At 73.5% G+C, this 17,521-nt stretch carries 11 protein-coding genes; 8 read left to right on the top strand and 3 right to left on the bottom strand.

The genetic code is table 11. The features are described 5' to 3' along the window. Positions 1 to 22: 22 nt before the first annotated feature. Entirely contained in the window at positions 23 to 2,560 is a 2,538-nt protein-coding gene (locus ECOMGDLI_RS22100) for a BTAD domain-containing putative transcriptional regulator (protein WP_088319013.1), read from the top strand. 21 nt (positions 2,561 to 2,581) lie between these two features. Here the strand turns inward: ECOMGDLI_RS22100 and ECOMGDLI_RS22105 are convergent, their stop codons facing one another. Next, positions 2,582 to 3,448 (bottom strand): PAC2 family protein, encoded by an 867-nt coding sequence (locus ECOMGDLI_RS22105; protein ID WP_304441409.1) that lies wholly within the window; start codon positions 3,446 to 3,448, stop codon positions 2,582 to 2,584. A gap of 190 nt (positions 3,449 to 3,638) precedes the next feature. On the opposite strand from ECOMGDLI_RS22105, the gene metH reads away from it, so the two are divergent. From metH to ECOMGDLI_RS22140, 7 genes are all read left to right on the top strand, one after another. Continuing rightward, the gene (gene metH / locus ECOMGDLI_RS22110) at positions 3,639 to 7,181 is read left to right on the top strand and encodes a methionine synthase (RefSeq protein ID WP_088319014.1); all 3,543 of its coding nucleotides are present in this window, start codon (positions 3,639 to 3,641) and stop codon (positions 7,179 to 7,181) included. Between the two features lie 72 nt (positions 7,182 to 7,253). After that, positions 7,254 to 7,940, top strand: coding sequence for an HAD family phosphatase (locus ECOMGDLI_RS22115; protein ID WP_088319015.1), 687 nt, complete (start codon positions 7,254 to 7,256; stop codon positions 7,938 to 7,940). 181 nt (positions 7,941 to 8,121) lie between these two features. After that, on the top strand, positions 8,122 to 9,822 hold the full coding sequence (locus ECOMGDLI_RS22120; protein WP_088319016.1) for an ABC transporter substrate-binding protein: 1,701 nt from the start codon (positions 8,122 to 8,124) through the stop codon (positions 9,820 to 9,822). Positions 9,823 to 9,918: 96 nt separating this feature from the next. Beyond that, positions 9,919 to 10,929: an ABC transporter permease gene (locus tag ECOMGDLI_RS22125; protein ID WP_088319017.1), complete on the top strand. Its 1,011-nt coding sequence runs from the start codon at positions 9,919 to 9,921 to the stop codon at positions 10,927 to 10,929. Then, positions 10,926 to 11,858 (top strand): ABC transporter permease, encoded by a 933-nt coding sequence (locus ECOMGDLI_RS22130; RefSeq protein WP_088319018.1) that lies wholly within the window; start codon positions 10,926 to 10,928, stop codon positions 11,856 to 11,858. The genes ECOMGDLI_RS22125 and ECOMGDLI_RS22130 overlap by 4 nt, the downstream gene beginning before the upstream one ends. Positions 11,859 to 11,863: 5 nt before the next feature. Further along, on the top strand, positions 11,864 to 12,940 hold the full coding sequence (locus ECOMGDLI_RS22135; RefSeq protein ID WP_088319019.1) for an ABC transporter ATP-binding protein: 1,077 nt from the start codon (positions 11,864 to 11,866) through the stop codon (positions 12,938 to 12,940). Beyond that, positions 12,937 to 14,028 (top strand): ABC transporter ATP-binding protein, encoded by a 1,092-nt coding sequence (locus ECOMGDLI_RS22140; RefSeq protein WP_088319020.1) that lies wholly within the window; start codon positions 12,937 to 12,939, stop codon positions 14,026 to 14,028. Before ECOMGDLI_RS22135 ends, ECOMGDLI_RS22140 begins: the two co-directional genes overlap by 4 nt. An 87-nt stretch (positions 14,029 to 14,115) precedes the next feature. Here ECOMGDLI_RS22140 and ECOMGDLI_RS22145 read toward each other — a convergent pair whose 3' ends face one another. Both ECOMGDLI_RS22145 and ECOMGDLI_RS22150 read right to left on the bottom strand, forming a co-directional pair. Further along, positions 14,116 to 16,650 (bottom strand): ABC transporter permease, encoded by a 2,535-nt coding sequence (locus ECOMGDLI_RS22145; protein WP_088319021.1) that lies wholly within the window; start codon positions 16,648 to 16,650, stop codon positions 14,116 to 14,118. Between the two features lie 2 nt (positions 16,651 to 16,652). Next, positions 16,653 to 17,423: an ABC transporter ATP-binding protein gene (locus ECOMGDLI_RS22150; RefSeq protein WP_233153587.1), complete on the bottom strand. Its 771-nt coding sequence runs from the start codon at positions 17,421 to 17,423 to the stop codon at positions 16,653 to 16,655. Between the last annotated feature and the right edge of the window lie 98 nt (positions 17,424 to 17,521).

A 17,521-nucleotide genomic window follows, 5' to 3' on the forward strand; every position in this document is an offset into this window, starting at 1 on the left:
CGCAGGGCCTAGCGTGCCGATCATGACGACGCTCCGGATCCGGCTGTTCGGGTCCCTGCACGTCGAGTGCGACGGCCGGGACGTCACCCCGCGTCGGGCAGAGGACGGCGGGCTGCTCGCCGTTCTCGCGCAGCGACCGAACGAGCTCGTCACCGCGGCCGACCTCGTGGCCGCGGTGTGGCCCGGCAGCGAGCCGCTCGAGCCGCACCGGCTCGTTGCCAGGGAGCTGCACGGCGTGACCGAGGCGCTCTCGGGCGCGGACCCGCGGCTGGCCCGGATCGACGCGTCGGAGGCGGGGTGGACGTTGCACCTCGCCCCCGGCGTCACCGACCTGGACGACTTCCGGGCGGCCCTCGCTCAGGGGCAGGCGGACTTCGCTGCACGGCGCGTCCGGATGGCCGAGAGCCGGATCGCCGGCGCGGTGCAACTGGCATCGCGGCCGGCCCACGAGTCGTTCACCGGGCCGTGGTTCGCCGCCCGGAGACAGGAGCTGGAGGGTGAGGTCCTCACCGCCTGCCTCGCCCTCGCCGACGCCTGGCTCACCATCGGAGCGGACAGCGGCCTGCCGGACCGGATCAACGGCTTCCTGCGCCGCTTCGGCTCGTCCGCGGCACTGTGGGAGCGCCTCGTCCGTGCTCAGCGGGCCCTCGGGGAGGACGACGCCCGCATCTGGCCCACGCTCCGCCGCGCGGAGGCCGCGCTCGGGCCGCAGGGCTGGCAGGACCACGGGGCCGCGCTGCACCGGGCGCGGACCCGGCCCGCGGCGGTGCCCATGGCGCCGTCGCGGGTGGCAGCCCTCGGCGGACCTGCGTCCGGGCTGCCCCGCCCGTTCTCCGTCACCACGGCCGACGACCGCGTCGCGGCCCGGCCGACGCCGCCGTTGCACTTCTCGCTCTTCGGGCCCTTCCGTGCCCTGCGGCACGGCCGTGACGTCACCCCGGTCGGCGCCGTGCCCACCGCGCTCCTCGCGGCGCTGGTCCTGTCCCGGGGGCGGTCCCTGCCGGCCGCCGACCTCGCGGCCGTGATGTGGCCCGGGCGGGCGCCTCTCGACCCCGAGGCCGCCGTCCGGATGGAGGCCCGGGTCCTCACGTCCCAGCTGCGGGCCACCACCCCGCCGCGCGCCGCCGTCGAACGCGGCCCCGACGGCTGGCTGCTCGACCTGCCCGACCCCTGCACGGACGCCGAGGACGTCGACGCGCTCACCGGTGCCGGTCTGCGGCTCGCCACGGAGGGTCGCTCCGAGGCGGCCGTCGACCCGCTGCTCGACGCCTGGACGATCTACGGCGACCGGCCGCTCGACGGTCTCGACGCCCCCTGGTTCGAGCCCCGGCGCCTCGAGCTCGACGACCGCGCGGCCCGGGCCGGCCGGCTGCTCGCCGACGCCCTCGTCGACGCGACGCTCACCAGGCCGACGACGCCCGCCGACCGGATCGAGTACGCCCTCGGGCTGCTCGAGGGTCTCGTCGCCCGCTTCCCGCGGTCGCTCGACCTGCGCGAGCGGCTCATGACGGGGTACCACGTCGTCGGTGACACGGCCGGTGCGCTCGCCGTCCGGGACGACGCCCGGCACGAGCTCGGAGCACGCTGGCGGGGGCGGGCCGCGGCCGCCATCGACGACCTCCACACGATGCTCACCCGGCCCGCGCGCACCGCGCCGGCCCCCGGGAGCGCGCCCGTGCCGCCCGCCCCAGGCGTCGCGCACGTCGTGCCGCAACCGGCCCCGGCGAGCCGGGCCGCGGCGTCCGCCCCACGGACCGCCCCCGCGCCGCCTGCGCCGCCGCAGGTGCGGCTCTCGGTGCTCGACGGCAGTCTCGTCGCCGTCGACGGGCTCGCCGTGCGGCTGCCCGACGCGACCAGCCGCCGGATGCTCACCGCGCTGCTGCTGCGGCACGGGACGGCGGTCGCGGACCGCGACCTCGTCGACGCCGCCGGCGTGCCGCAGGCCGCGGACCCGTCCGCGACCGTCGACGCGCTGCTCGCGGCCGTGCGGACGGCACTGTTCGGCGCCGGCCCGGCGACCACGGCCGCGCTCGCGGGCGCGCTGACCCTCGGCACGTCGGCGCCCGACGGCCCGGCCACCGGCCGGGTGGCCCTCGTCCGTCCCGGGGTGCTCGACCTGGAGGTCGCGCAGACCCTCGCCGCCCGGGGCACCGCCGCCCTCGCCGCAGGGCTCGCCGAGGCCGCGGCGACGGACCTGCGCGCTGCGCTCGAGCAGGTGCCGTCCCGGCTGCTCCCCGGCCTCGAGGGCGACTGGTTCGCCACCGAGCGGACCCGGCTCGGTGCCTGGCGCGACCGGACCGCCCGCGCCTGCGTGGACGCCGAGCTCGCCGCGGGCCGCACAGAGGCCGCCGTCACCGACCTGCGCGGGCTCGTCCGCCGTCACCCGCTCGACGAGCGCCTCACCGAGCAGCTCATGACGGCACTGGCCGCGCTCGAACGGCTCGACGAGGCGCTCGCGGCCTACGCGGCGCTGGACCGGCGGCTGCGTGAGCACCTGGGGACGGGTCCCGGTCCCGCGGTGCAGATGCTGCGCCGGCGGCTGCTCGACCCCACCGGCTGACGCCGTCCCGCAGGGACCGGGTCAGGCGCCGCCGGGTGCCGCGGGGCCGTCGTCCCGGCGCCGCAGGTAGCGCTCGAACTCGCGGGCGATCGCCTCGCCGGTCGCCTCCGGGAGGTCCGCGGTGTCCTTGGCCTCCTCGAGCTGGCGGACGTACTCGCCGATCTCGCCGTCCTCCTCGGCCAGCTCGTCGACGCCGTGCTCCCAGGCGCGGGCGTCCTCGGGCAGCTCGCCGAGCGGCACGGTGACGTCGAGCAGCTCCTCGACCCGGCGCAGCAGGGCGAGCGTCGCCTTGGGCGAGGGGTTCTGCCCGACGTAGTGCGGGACGGCGGCCCACAGCGACAGGCCCGGCAGGCCCTCGCGGGCCGCGCCCTCGTGGAGGACGCCGACGATGCCGGTCGGCCCCTGGTAGGTCGACGGCTCCAGGGCGAGCCGCTCCATGAGGGCGGGGTCGTCGCTCGTCGTCGAGACCGGGATCGGGCGCGTGTGCGGCACGTCCGCGAGCAGTGCCCCGAGGGTGACGAGCATCGTCGCGCCGTGCTCGGCCGCGTGGCCGAGGACCTCGACGACGAAGCTGCGCCAGCGCATGGACGGCTCGATGCCCCGCACGAGGAGGACGTCGCGGTCCGCACCCGGCGGACGGGCCCAGGAGATCCGCGTGGTCGGCCACGTGACGTGCCGCCGGCCCTCGTCGTCGAGGTGCACGACGGGGCGGTTGACCTGGAAGTCGTGGTAGTCCTCGGGGTCCAGCTCGACGAACGGCGTGGCGTCCCAGACCTGCTCGAGGTGCGCGACGGCGTTGCTCGCCGCCTCACCGGCGTCGTTCCAGCCCTCGAAGGCCGCGACCATCACCGGATCCCGCAGGACCGGGACGTCCGGGTGCTCGCTCACCGGCCTCCTCCTCCTGGCGGGGACCACCCCCGCCGTCGGTGCTGCAGGCCGCCGCCCGCAGGGCGACGGCTACGCCACCCTACGGCGCACCGGGCCGCCGCAGGAAAGGCGCCACCCGGGGCACGTCACGGGCCGGGTCGCGGGCAGGGCCGCGAGCGGCATCGCGGGCAGCCCGTAGGATGGACGCCTCATGAGCAGCCGCTCCGACATCCTCCGCACCCGGCTCGTCCGCAGCGTCGTCGTCGCCGACGGTGCCATGGGGACGATGCTGCAGGCCGCCGACCCCTCCCTCGCCGACTTCGAGGGCCACGAGGGGTGCAACGAGATCCTCAACGTGACCCGGCCGGACGTCGTCCGCTCCGTGCACGACGCGTACCTCGCCGTGGGCGTCGACGCCGTCGAGACGAACACGTTCGGCGCGAACCTCGGCAACCTCGGCGAGTACGGCATCGAGCACCGGATCCACGAGCTGGCCCGGGCCGGTGCCGTCATCGCCCGGGAGGCCGCCGACGCGTGGTCGACCGCCGAGCAGCCGCGGTTCGTCCTCGGCTCGGTCGGCCCAGGCACGAAGCTGCCCTCGCTCGGCCACGTCGACTACGCGACGCTGCGCGACGCCTACGCCGTCCAGGTCGCCGGCATGGTCGAGGGCGGCGTGGACGCCGTCCTCGTCGAGACCGCGCAGGACCTGCTCCAGGCCAAGGCGGCGATCGTCGGGGCGAAGCGGGCGCTCGCCGCGGCGGGGGAGGACCTGCCGGTCATCGTGCAGGTGACCGTCGAGACGACCGGCACGATGCTGCTCGGCAGCGAGATCGGCGCCGCGCTCACCGCGCTCGAGGCGCTCGGGGTCGACGCGATCGGGCTGAACTGCGCGACCGGCCCGGCCGAGATGAGCGAGCACCTGCGGCACCTCGCCAAGCACTCCCGGGTGCCCGTCTCGTGCATGCCGAACGCCGGCCTGCCCGAGGTGTCCATGGAGGGCGCGCGCTACCCGCTGTCGCCGTCCGAGCTCGCCGACGCCCACGACACGTTCACCCGCGAGTTCGGCCTGGGCCTGGTGGGCGGCTGCTGCGGGACGACGCCCGAGCACCTGCGCCACGTCGTCGAACGGGTCCGCGGCCGCGAGGTCACGGCGCGCCGCCCGCGCCCCGAGGCGGGCGTGGCGAGCCTCTACCAGCACGTGCCGTTCCGGCAGGACACCGCGTACCTGTCGATCGGCGAGCGGACGAACGCCAACGGCTCCAAGGCCTTCCGCGAGGCGATGCTCGCCGAGAAGTGGGACGAGTGCGTCGACATCGCCCGCGCCCAGACCCGCGACGGGGCGCACCTGCTCGACGTCTGCATCGACTACGTCGGCCGCGACGGCGTCGCCGACATGAAGCAGGTCGTCGGCCGGTTCGCGACGGCCTCGACGCTGCCGCTCGTCCTCGACTCGACCGAGCCCGCCGTCCTACAGGCCGGCCTCGAGCTCGTCGGGGGTCGCGCGGTCATCAACTCGGTGAACTTCGAGGACGGCGAGGGTCCGGGCAGCCGGTTCCACCGGATCATGGAGCTCGTCCGGGAGCACGGCGCCGCCGTCGTCGCGCTGACCATCGACGAGACCGGGCAGGCCCGCACCGTCGAGCACAAAGTCGCCGTGGCGTCGCGGCTCATCGACACGCTCACCCAGGAGTGGGGGATGCACGTCGAGGACATCGTCGTCGACTGCCTGACCTTCCCCATCGCGACGGGCCAGGAGGAGACCCGCGGCGACGGCGTCGCGACGATCGAGGCGATCCGCGAGGTCAAGCGCCGCTACCCGGGCGTGCAGACGACCCTCGGCGTCTCGAACATCTCCTTCGGTCTCAACCCGGCCGCCCGCCAGGTGCTCAACTCGGTCTTCCTCCACGAGTGCGTCAAGGCCGGCCTCGACTCGGCGATCGTGCACGCGGCGAAGATCCTGCCGATGTCGCGGATCCCGGAGGACCAGCGCCAGGTCGCCCTCGACCTCGTCTACGACCGCCGCGTCCGGGACGAGGACGGCCGGGTCACGTACGACCCGGTGAGCGCGATGCTCGACACCTTCGCGGGCGTCGACACCGCCGCGCTGCGCGCCGACCGGGCCGCCGAGCTCGCCGCGCTGCCCCTGGGGGAGCGCCTCGAGCGCCGCATCATCGACGGCGAGGGCAAGGGCCTGCCCGCCGACCTCGACGAGGCACTCGCCTCGGGCCGCAGCGCCCTCGACATCATCAACGACCACCTGCTCGCGGGCATGCGCGTCGTCGGCGACCTCTTCGGCCGCGGCGAGATGCAGCTGCCGTTCGTCCTGCAGTCGGCCGAGACGATGAAGGCCGCCGTCGCCCACCTCGAGCCGCACATCGAGAAGACCGACGACCAGGGCAAGGGCACGATCGTCCTCGCGACGGTCAAGGGCGACGTCCACGACATCGGCAAGAACCTCGTCGACATCATCCTGTCCAACAACGGCTACGACGTCGTGAACATCGGCATCAAGCAGCCGATCTCCGAGATCCTGCGGGCGGCCGAGGACGCGAACGCCGACGTCATCGGGATGTCCGGGCTGCTCGTGAAGTCGACGGTCGTCATGCGGGAGAACCTCGAGGAGATCAACTCCCGCGGCACGGCGACGCAGTGGCCGGTCATCCTCGGCGGCGCCGCGCTGACCCGCGCCTACGTCGAGAACGACCTCGCCGACCTCTACGACGGCGAGGTCCGGTACGCCCGCGACGCGTTCGAGGGGCTGCGCCTCATGGACGCCCTCGTCGCCGTCAAGCGCGGCGTCCCCGGCGCCGAGCTGCCCGCGCTGCGCCCGCGCCGGGTACGGCAGCGCGACGTCGCGCTGCTGCCCGACACCGACGGTGCGGACGACGGCCTGCGGGTCTCGGACGTCGAGCGCGGCCTGCCCGTGCCGACGCCGCCGTTCTGGGGCGAGCGCGTCGTCAAGGGCATCCAGCTCGCGGACTACGCGAGCTACCTCGACGAGCGCGCGACGTTCGTCGGCCAGTGGGGGCTCAAGGGCGCCCGCAGCGGCCAGGGCCCCTCGTACGAGGAGCTCGTCGAGACCGAGGGCCGGCCGCGGCTGCGGATGTGGCTCGAACGGGTCAAGACCGAGGGCCTGCTCGAGGCCGCCGTCGTCTACGGGTTCTACCCGTGCGTCTCCGAGGGCGACGACCTCGTCCTGCTGCACCACGAGGGCGACGGCACCGGCGGGGAGCCCGGCACCGACCGGATGCGCTTCACGTTCCCGCGGCAGCGTCGCGACCGCCGACTGTGCCTCGCGGACTTCTTCCGGTCCCGCGAGGAGGCGCAGCGGCTCGGCGGCCCCGACGTCATCTCCTTCCAGCTCGTGACGATGGGCCCGCGGGTCGCCGAGGCGACCGCGGAGCTGTTCGCCAAGAACGCCTACCGCGACTACCTCGAGCTCCACGGGCTGTCCGTGCAGCTCACCGAGGCCCTCGCGGAGGCGTGGCACGCCCGGGTGCGCTCCGACCTCGGCTACGGCGCCGAGGACGACGGCGACCTGTCGGCGATCCTGCGGCAGGGTTACCGCGGCTCGCGGTACTCCTTCGGCTACCCGGCCTGCCCGGATCTCGAGGACCGCGCCAAGCTCGTCGAGCTGCTCAAGCCGGAGCGGATCGGTGTCGAGCTCTCCGAGGAGCTCCAGCTCCACCCGGAGCAGTCGACCGACGCCCTCGTCGTGCACCACCCCGAGGCGAAGTACTTCAACGCCACCTGAGCCCGCGCGACCGGGCACCGCGACGACGCGGACCGGTCACCGGGCACCACCGAAGAAAGCGACCGATACCTCGTGAGCGCTCTCCCCGAGGAGAACCTCGTCCTGCCCGCCGCCGTCCTGTGGGACCTCGACGGCACGATCGTCGACACCGAGCCCTACTGGATCGAGTGCGAGTTCGCCCTCGTCGCCGCGCACGGCGGCACGTGGAGCGAGGACCACGCCCGTGCCCTCGTCGGGATGAACCTGCCGTACAGCGGCGAGTACATCCGCGAGCACGCCGGCCTCGACCTCACCGGCGAGCAGGTCGTCGCCGCCCTCATCGACGGCGTCGTCGAGCGGGTCCGCGAGCACGTCCCGTTCCGGCCGGGCGCGCAGGACCTGCTCGCCGCCCTCGGTGACGCCGGGGTCCCGTGCGCCCTCGTGACGATGTCGTACCGCGACCTCGCGGACTCGATCGTCGCGTGCCTGCCCGACGGCTCCTTCACGACGACCGTCTGCGGCGACGAGGTGGACCGGGGCAAGCCGCACCCCGAGCCGTACCTGCGGGCCGCGGCACTGCTCGGCGTCGACCCCGCCGACTGCGTCGCCATCGAGGACAGCCCGACGGGCGTCGCCTCGGCCACCGCCGCCGGCGTCCCGGTGCTCGCCGTCGAGCACACCGTGCCCGTGCTCCCGGCTCCCGGCCGGCACGTCGTGAAGACCCTCGAGGGCGTCACGCCCGAGGACCTCGCCGGCGTCGCGGCGGCGCTGCGGGACTGAGCCCGCCTCCGCGGGTCCTCCGGGCCACACGCCGTCCGTCCGTCAGGTTTCCTGCCCGCGTTGCACAAACGTGACGTTCTGGTGGCTCCTCGCCCTTCCTGGCCGCAACAACGGGCCTCTAGGGTCGCCCCAACGTTGTGGGCCGGGCAGACGGCCGACACTCGGACGTGAGGTGGTCAGGATGCGACCCGGGACACGATGGCAGCACCGCACCGCGGTACGGGCCCTGGCGGTCACCGCCGCGGCCGGCCTGGCCCTCTCCGCCTGCAGCGGGGGCAGCAGCACCGCCACGGGGGACACGACGGGCGGGGCGACGGACGGCGCCTCCGACGCGACGTTCATCTTCGGGGGGTCGGCCGACCCCATCACGCTCGACGGCGCCTACGTCAGCGACGGCGAGTCGCTGCGGGCCATCCAGCAGATCTTCGAGGGGCTCGTCACGAGCAAGCCCGGCACGACGGAGGTCATCCCGAACCTCGCCGAGTCGTGGACGACGTCCCCGGACGGCAAGACGTGGACGTTCAAGCTCAAGAGCGGCGTGACGTTCACCGACGGGACGGCGTTCGACGCCGCAGCGGTCTGCACGAACTTCGACCGCTGGTACAACTTCAAGGGCCTCCAGCAGTCCTCGTCCATCTCCTACTACTGGACGACGGTCTTCGGCGGGTTCGCGAAGAACGAGGACGACTCCCTCCCGCCGAGCCTGTACTCGAAGTGCGAGGCGACCGACGCGACGACCGCGACGATCACCCTGACGAAGGCGTCCTCGACGTTCCTCTCGGCGCTGTCCCTGCCCTCGTTCTTCATCGCGAGCCCCAAGGCCCTCACCGAGTTCAAGGCCGACGAGGTCTCCGGGACGGCGGACGCACCCGTCTTCAGCGGCACGTTCGGCTCCGAGCACCCGATCGGCACCGGCCCCTTCAAGCTCGCCAAGTGGGAGAAGGGCAACCAGCTCGTCCTCGAGCGCAACGACGCCTACTGGGGCGCCAAGGCGAAGATCAAGACGCTCGTCCTCAAGCCGATCGCGGACGGCCCGGCCCGCCGGCAGGCGCTCGAGGCCGGCGACATCGACGGCTACGACCTCGTCGACCCCTCGGACGTCCAGGCGCTCAAGGACGGCGGCTACGAGATCCTCAACCGGCCGGCGTTCAACGTCGCGTACGTCGGCTTCAACCAGGCGATCAAGCCGCTCGACAACCCGAAGGTGCGCGAGGCGGTCGCCTACGCCCTCAACCGGGAGAACGTCATCAAGACGAACTACCCCGAGGGCGCGCAGGTCGCGACGCAGTTCATGCCGCCGGAGGTCTTCGGCTACGCGCAGGACGTCCCGACGTACGCGTACGACCCGGCGAAGGCCAAGGCGCTCCTCGCCGAGGCCGGCGTCCCGAACCCGACCGTCGAGTTCTGGTACCCGACCGACGTCTCCCGGCCGTACATGCCGAACCCGGAGGCGAACTACCAGCTGTTCAAGAAGGACCTCGAGGCCGTCGGCTTCAAGGTGACGACGAAGTCGGCGCCGTGGAACCCGGACTACCTGAACCAGGTCGACGCGGGCAAGGCCGCGATCTACCTGCTCGGCTGGACCGGTGACTTCGGCGACCCGGACAACTTCATCGGGACGTTCTTCCAGTCCAAGCAGCTCGCCTGGGGCTACGACAACAAGGACCTCCAGGCCCTGCTCGACAAGGCCGAGGCGGAGACCGACCTCGCCAAGCGCACCGCGGACTACGAGGAGGCGAGCAAGGTCATCATGACCGACCTGCCCGGGGTCCCGTACGCGCACACCCAGCCGTCGCTCGCGTTCAAGGCCGGCGTGACCGGCTTCGTCCCGAGCCCGACCTCGAGCGAGCTCTTCACCGACGTCACGGTCCCGGCCAAGTGACCTGTCGCTGACCGCCCCGGTGCCCGGTCCGGTCCGGTGGCCGCCCGTGCGGCGGTCACCGGGCCGGGCCTGCACCACGTCTGGTGAGGTGTCCTCGTGCTGAGGTTCGCGGTCCGCCGGCTCATGCAGCTCGTCCCGATCCTGCTCGGCCTGTCGATCCTGCTCTTCTTCTGGGTGCGGGCGCTGCCGGGCGGGCCGGCCGTCGCGCTGCTCGGCGAACGTGCGACGCCCGAGAAGATCGCCCAGATCAACCGGATCTACGGGCTCGACCGGCCCTGGTACGAGCAGTACGTGTCGTTCCTCGAACGCGCGGTGCAGCTGAACTTCGGCTCGAGCATCCGTACGCAGCGCCCCGTGACCGAGGAGTTCCTCCGGCTGTTCCCGGCCACCGTCGAGCTGAGCCTCGCCGCCGGGATCTTCGCCGTGGGGCTCGGCATCCCGCTGGGGTACCTCGCGGCGCGGCGGCACACGACGCTGCTCGACAACCTCTCGGTGACCGGCTCGCTCATCGGCGTGACGGTGCCCGTGTTCTTCCTCGGCTACCTGCTGCGGTACGTCTTCGCGGTGAAGCTCGGCTGGCTGCCCGCGACCGGGCGGCAGGACAGCCGCGAGTTCCTCGACGCCGCGCACCCCACCGGGTTCTACGTGCTCGACGGGATCCTCACGGGCAACCCGGCCGCCGCGTGGGACGCCGCCAAGCACCTGATCCTGCCCGGGATCGCGCTCGGCACGATCCCGCTGGCGATCATCACCCGGATCACCCGGGCGTCGGTGCTCGACGTCGTCCACGAGGACTACGTCCGCACCGCCGAGGCCAAGGGCCTGCTCAAGCGGACGATCACCCGCCGGCACGTGCTGCGCAACGCGATGCTCCCGGTCATCACGGTGACCGGCCTGCAGGTCGGGCTGCTCCTGTCGGGCGCCGTCCTCACCGAGACGGTCTTCGCCTTCGACGGGGTCGGCCGCTTCCTCAACCTCGCGATCTCGAACCGCGACTTCTCCGTCATCCAGGGGTTCATCCTCATCATCGCCGTCATCGTCGTCGTGGTGAACCTGCTCGTCGACATCGCGTACGGCCTCGTCGACCCGAGGGTGAGGGCCCGATGACGGCACCGCACGAGCTCGGCACCGCCGCCGACCCGCGGACGGCGATCGTCCTCGCCGGGGCGGAGGAGGGCGGCTCGCTCGGCCGCGACGCGTGGCGGCGGCTGCGCCGCGACCCCGCGGCCGTCGTCGGCTTCCTGCTCGTCCTGCTCTTCGTCGCCGTCGCGGTGCTCGCGCCGTGGCTCGCGCCGTACAGCCCGACCGACACCCCCGGCCAGGGCACTGTGACGCCGACGAACATCCCGGGCCCGTCGGCCGAGCACTGGATGGGGCTGGACAACCTCGGCCGCGACGAGCTGAGCCGGGTGCTCTACGGCGCCCGGCAGTCGCTCGTCATCGGCGTCGTGTCGCTGCTCCTCGGTGCCACGGCCGGGATCCTGCTCGGGCTGCTCGCCGGCGCGTTCGGCGGCTGGGTCGACAACATCGTCATGCGCGTCGTCGACATGATGCTCGCCGTGCCGCAGCTGCTCTTCGCGATCGCGGTCGCCGCGATGCTCGGCCAGTCGCTCACCTCGGTGATGATCGCGATCGGCGTGACGAACGTGCCGGTCTTCGCCCGCATCCTGCGCGGCTCGATGCTCGCCCAGCGGGGGAGCGACTACGCCCTCGCGGCGACCTCGCTCGGCGTCCGGCGGCGCTCCGTCGTCCTGCGGCACGTGCTGCCGAACTCGCTGTCCCCGGTCATCGTCCAGGGCACGCTCGCACTGGCGACGGCGATCATCGACGCGGCGGGCCTGGCGTTCCTCGGGCTGTCCGGCTCCGACCCCGCGGTCCCGGAGTGGGGCCGGATGCTCTCGGAGACGCAGCGGTTCCTCGCGTCGGCGTTCCACCTCGCGGTGTTCCCGGGCCTGGCGATCGTCCTCGCCGCGCTCGGGTTCACCCTCCTCGGGGAGTCCCTCCGCGAGGCCCTCGACCCGAAGTACCGGCGGTGACACGGATGGGAACCGGCACGAGCGAGGAGCTCGACCTCGGCCAGGCACCCGGCCGCCCGGGGCGGGCGGCGTACGACGGGCCGCTGCTCGCCGTCGACGACCTGTCGGTGACGTTCACCCGGCGCGGACGGCGCGACGTCCGCGCCGTCGACGGCGTGAGCTTCGCGATCCGGCCGGGCGAGACCGTCGGTCTCGTCGGCGAGTCCGGCTCCGGCAAGTCGGTGACGGCGCTGGCCGTCATGGGCCTGCTCCCGCGCCGCGGCGTGCGGGTCGGCGGCAGCGTCCGGCTCGAGGGCGAGGAGCTGCTCGGCGCGTCCGACGACCGGCTGCGCGACCTGCGGGGCCGTGAGATGGCGATGGTCTTCCAGGACCCGATGACGTCGCTCAACCCGGTCGTGAGCATCGGCGTCCAGGTCACCGAGGTGCTGCGCCGACACCGTGACATGACCCGCGAGCAGGCCGCCGTTGAGGCGGCCTCGCTGCTGCGCCGGGTCGGCATCCCGGACCCGGTGCGCCGGCTCAAGGACTACCCGCACCAGCTCTCCGGGGGGATGCGGCAGCGGGCGCTCATCGCCAGCGCCCTGGCCTGCCGGCCGCGGCTGCTCATCTGCGACGAGCCGACGACGGCGCTCGACGTGACGATCCAGGCGCAGATCCTCGACCTGCTCCGCCAGCTCGTCCGGGAGTCCGGGACGGCGCTGCTCATGATCACCCACGACCTCGGCGTCGTCGCCGGGCTCTGCGACACCGTGCACGTCATGTACTCCGGCCGCGTCGTGGAGTCCGCGCCGCGGCGGCCCCTGTTCGGCGCACCCCGTCACCCGTACACCGGCGGTCTGCTCGCGTCGATCCCGCGGCTCGACGCCCCGCGCGGCGCACCGCTGCACCCGATCCAGGGCTCGCCGAACGACACCATCCCGTGGGAGGGCGGCTGCGCGTTCGCGCCGCGGTGCGAGCACCGCGTCGACGCGTGCACGACGTCCGCGCCGGCGCTCGAGGTGCGCGGCGACGCGTCGGTGCGCTGCTGGAACCCGCTGCCGCCACCGGGCCGGGCCGCCGCGGCACCGGAGGAGGGCACGTGAGCGAGAGCGTCGAGCAGGTCGGGGAGCTCGCGGCGGCCGGGGCCGACCCGCTGCTCAGGGTCCGGGGCCTCAAGGTGCACTTCCCGATCGTCAAGGGCGTGATCGTCGACCGCGTCGTCGGGCACGTCCGCGCCGTGGACGGCGTCGACCTCGACGTCACGCGCGGGAGCACGTACGGCCTCGTGGGGGAGTCCGGCTGCGGCAAGAGCACGCTGGGCCGGGCCGTGCTGCGGCTCGTCGAGCCGACCGCCGGGACCGTCGAGTTCGACGGCGTCGACGTCGCGTCGCTCAAGGGCGAGGCGCTGCGTCGCGAGCGGCGGCGGATGCAGATGGTGTTCCAGGACCCGATGTCGTCGCTGGACCCGCGGCAGAGCGTGGAGTCGGTCCTCATGGAGCCGCTCCTCGCGCACGACGTGAAGCCAGAGGGCGGGGTCGACGCGCACGTCCGGCGGCTGCTCGACGTCGTCGGTCTGCCCGGCAGCGCAGCCGGCCGGTACCCGCACGAGTTCTCCGGCGGCCAGCGGCAGCGGATCGGGATCGCCCGGGCGATCGCGCTCAACCCCGACCTCGTCATCGCCGACGAGCCGGTCTCGGCGCTCGACGTCTCGGTGCAGGCGCAGGTCGTCAACCTGCTCGAGGACCTCCAGGAGCAGCTCGGGCTCACGTACGTCGTCATCGCGCACGACCTCGCCGTCGTCCGGCACGTGAGCGACACGATCGGGGTCATGTACCTCGGGATGCTCGTCGAGGAGGCCCCGAGCGACGACCTCTACGCGACCCCGCGGCACCCGTACACGATCTCGCTCATGTCGGCGATCCCCATCCCGGACCCGGACGTCGAGGACCGCCGCGAGCGGATCCTGCTCGCCGGCGACCTGCCGAGCCCGGCGAACCCGCCGTCCGGCTGCCGCTTCCACACCCGCTGCCCGTTCCGGCAGGAGACCCGCTGCCACGACGAGGTCCCCGCGCTGCGGACCCTCGCGCCCGGCCACCGGGTCGCCTGCCACTGGGCCGAGGACGTCGCCGACGGCCGGATCACCCCGGCCGCGTCCGCGTTCGACGCCGCGGCCATCCCGACCGACGCCTGACACCGGTCCCAGGGCGCACGGCGAGGGCGGCGGGTCACCTGCACCCGCCGCCCTCGCCGTCCCCTCACACCTGGTGCCGGTGAGCCGCTACTCCGTCGCGATCGCCTTGAGGATGTCGAGCCGGACGGCGCGGACCGTCGGCAGGACGGCGGCCATGACCCCGACGAATGCGGACGCCGCGAGGACGACGAGGATCGTCGACCACGGGATCGCGAGCAGCTCCAGGCCCTGGTTCTTCAGCCCGCGCTGGAGCGCGACCCCGAGACCGACCCCGAGCGCCGTCCCGAGCAGCGCCCCGAAGAGCGCCGTCGTCACCGCCTCGATGGTGATCATCCCGGACAGCTGCCGGCGCCGTAGGCCCACGGCCCGCAGCAGGCCGATCTCCCGGGTCCGCTCGAAGACCGACAGCGCCAGGGTGTTGATGATGCCGAGCACCGCGATGACGACGCTGAAGAGCAGGAGCGCGTAGAGGATGCCGAGGATGATGTTCACCCCGGCGGCCGCGGTGCTCTGGAACTCCTCGCCGTCCTCGACGCTGACCACGAGGAACTGCTTGACCTCGGCGACGAGCGCGGCGCGCAGCGCGGTCAGGTCGGCACCGGGCGCTGCCTTGACGAAGACGCCCTGGTTGAACCGCTGCGCGGCCGGCACCGCGGCCTCGAAGAGGTCCTCCCCGACGACGATGTCCGTCGCGAGGATCTGCATCGGCGCGTAGACCCCGCCGACGGTGTACTCCTTCTGCCCCAACGCACCGACGGCGAGCGACACCTTCGAGCCGGTCGTCCAGCCCTGCTCCGCCGCGGTGTCCCCGTTGACGATGATCTCGCCGCGGTCGATGGCGTCGAGCGAGCCCGACCGCATCGTGATGTCGAAGTTGTCACCGAGCCCCTTCGCGGTCCCCGCGGAGGCGCCGAGGTCCTCGCCGTCGCTGCTGCGCACCCCGAACCCGACGGCGTCGGCGACCGACTGCACCCCCGGGAGCGCGGCGACCGCGGGCCCGACCGACGTCGGGACGGCGACGCCGCCCCCCGCGGAGAGCACGAAGTCGGAGCGGATCTCCTGCGCGACGAGGTCCGCGACGCTCGCCTTCGTCGACTGCGCGACGACCCCGAGCGCCGAGATGAGCGCGAGCCCGATCATCAGCGCACTGGCCGTCGTCGCGGTCCGCCGCGGGACGCGCAGGGCGTTCTCCCGGGCGAGCCTGCCGACGACGCCGAGCGTCGCGGCGAACGGCGCCGCGACGACCCGGATCACCGGTCGCGCGATGACCGGTGCCGCGACGATCGCACCGAGGACGACGAGGAGCGCGCCCGGACCGACGAGCAGCCAGGCGATGTCGTCCCGGGTGACCCCGGTGACGACGAGGCCGGCACCGACGGCCAGGCCCGACAACCCGAGCGTGCCCCGCAGCCGCAGGCCCTTCGCGGGGATCGACAGGTCGTCGCGCATCGCGGCGACCGGTGCGATCCGGGCCGCGCGGCGGGCGGGGATGTAGGCGCCGACCATCGTGACGACGGTCCCGACGACGAGGCTCGTGGCCACGGTCAGAGCGTCCACCGGCAGGTCCGAGGACAGGTCGATGCCGACGAACGACCGCAGCGCCGCCTTCGCACCGGCTGCGACGAGGACGCCGAAGCCGATGCCCACCGCCGAGCCGACGAGCCCGACGACGAAGGCCTCGCCGAGGACCACCCGGCGCACCTGGGGCCGGGACGCCCCGACGGCCCGCAGGAGCGCGAGCTCACGGGTCCGCTGGGCGACGATCATCGCGAACGTGTTGTAGATGATGAACGCGCCGACGAAGAGCGCGATCCCCGCGAAGGCGAGCAGGAACGTCGTGATGAAGCCCAGTGCGGTCCCCAGCGCCTCCTGGTTCTCCTCGTTGAAGTCCGTGACGGTGATCGCCTCCGCGTCGGCCGGCAGCACCTTCGCGACGGCGGCGCGCAGCGTCGCCTCGCTCGTGCCGTCGGCCGCCTCGAGCTGGAAGTCGCCCACCCGGCCGTCGGGTGCGAAGAGGGTCCGGGCGGTCTGCGCGTCGACGAGGACGGCGGTCGCGCCGAACGTCGTCCCCGCACCGAACTTCACCTCGCCGACGATCGTCACCGACTGCCGGTGTTCACCGATGACGGCCTGGGTCGTGTCACCGACGGCGAGCCCGCTCAGCTCGAGCGTGCGCTTCTCGACGGCGACCTCGCCGGCCTTCGTCGGCCCACGGCCGTCGAGGAGGGTGAAGGACTGGCCCTGCGGGTCCCAGAAGAAGCCGAGGCCGGGGGCGCCGCCGCTGCGGACCGCCGTCCCGTCCTTGCCCGCGATGAGCGCGGTGCCCTGCAGGTCGGGGACGACCCGCTTGACCCCGGGCACGGCCGCGAGCTGCTTCTCGAGGTCGAGAGACAGAGCCGCGCGGCCGGACGACGCCTGCCCGGCGGCACCGGTCTCGGTACCCCGGACGACGACGTCGACGCCCTTGGACGCCTGGTTGAACAACCCGTCGAGGGTGGCGCGGATGCTGTCGCTGAGGACGAAGGTGCCCGCGACGAAGCCGGTGCCGACCATGACGGCGAACGCGGTGAGCAGGAAGCGGACGAAGTGCCCGCGGACGCTCTTGAGCGTGATGCGCAGCATGGTCAGGCCTGCCGTCCGGCCGGCTCGAAGCCGCGCATCCGGGCGAGGACGGAGTCCGCGGTCGGCTCGTTGATCTCGTCGACGATGCGGCCGTCCGAGAGGAACAGCACGCGGTCGGCGTACGCCGCGGAGACCGGGTCGTGCGTGACCATGACGATGCTCTGGCCGAACTCGTCGACCGAGCGGCGCAGGAAGCCGAGGATCTCGGCGCTCGACCGGGAGTCGAGGTTGCCCGTGGGCTCGTCGGCGAAGACGATCGCCGGCCGGCTCACGAGCGCCCGCGCGCACGCGACGCGCTGCTGCTGGCCGCCGGAGAGCTGGTTCGGCCGGTGCGTGAGCCGGTCGCGCAGGTTGACGGTGTCGATGATCGTGTCGAACCACGCCTGGTCGAGCTTCGTCCCCGCGATGTCGAGGGGGAGCGTGATGTTCTCCCGCGCCGTGAGCGTCGGGACGAGGTTGAACGACTGGAAGACGAAGCCCAGCCGGTCGCGGCGCAGCGTCGTCAGCGCCTTGTCCTTCAGACCGTTCACGGTGACGCCGTCGATGACGACGGTCCCGGAGGTCGGGGTGTCGAGGGCGGCCATGCAGTGCATGAGCGTCGACTTGCCCGACCCCGAGGGCCCCATGATCGCGGTCATCCGGCCGCGCTCGAACTCGACGCTCACACCGTCGAGCGCGCGCACGGCCGCCTCGCCCGTGCCGTACACCTTCGTCAGGTCGACGGCCTGCGCGACGGCGCCTGCCGGTGCTGCTGTGACGTGACCATCGGTCACGATGTCCTCCTCCGTCGGTTCGCCCCTGGAGGGCCGTCGTGGCCCCGGGCACGGTCGTGATCCTCGAGCCTGCCGTGGCGGCAGGGTCAAGGCAGTAG

Source organism: Kineosporia sp. R_H_3 (assembly GCF_002198675.1).
Lineage (GTDB): Bacteria > Actinomycetota > Actinomycetes > Actinomycetales > Kineosporiaceae > R-H-3.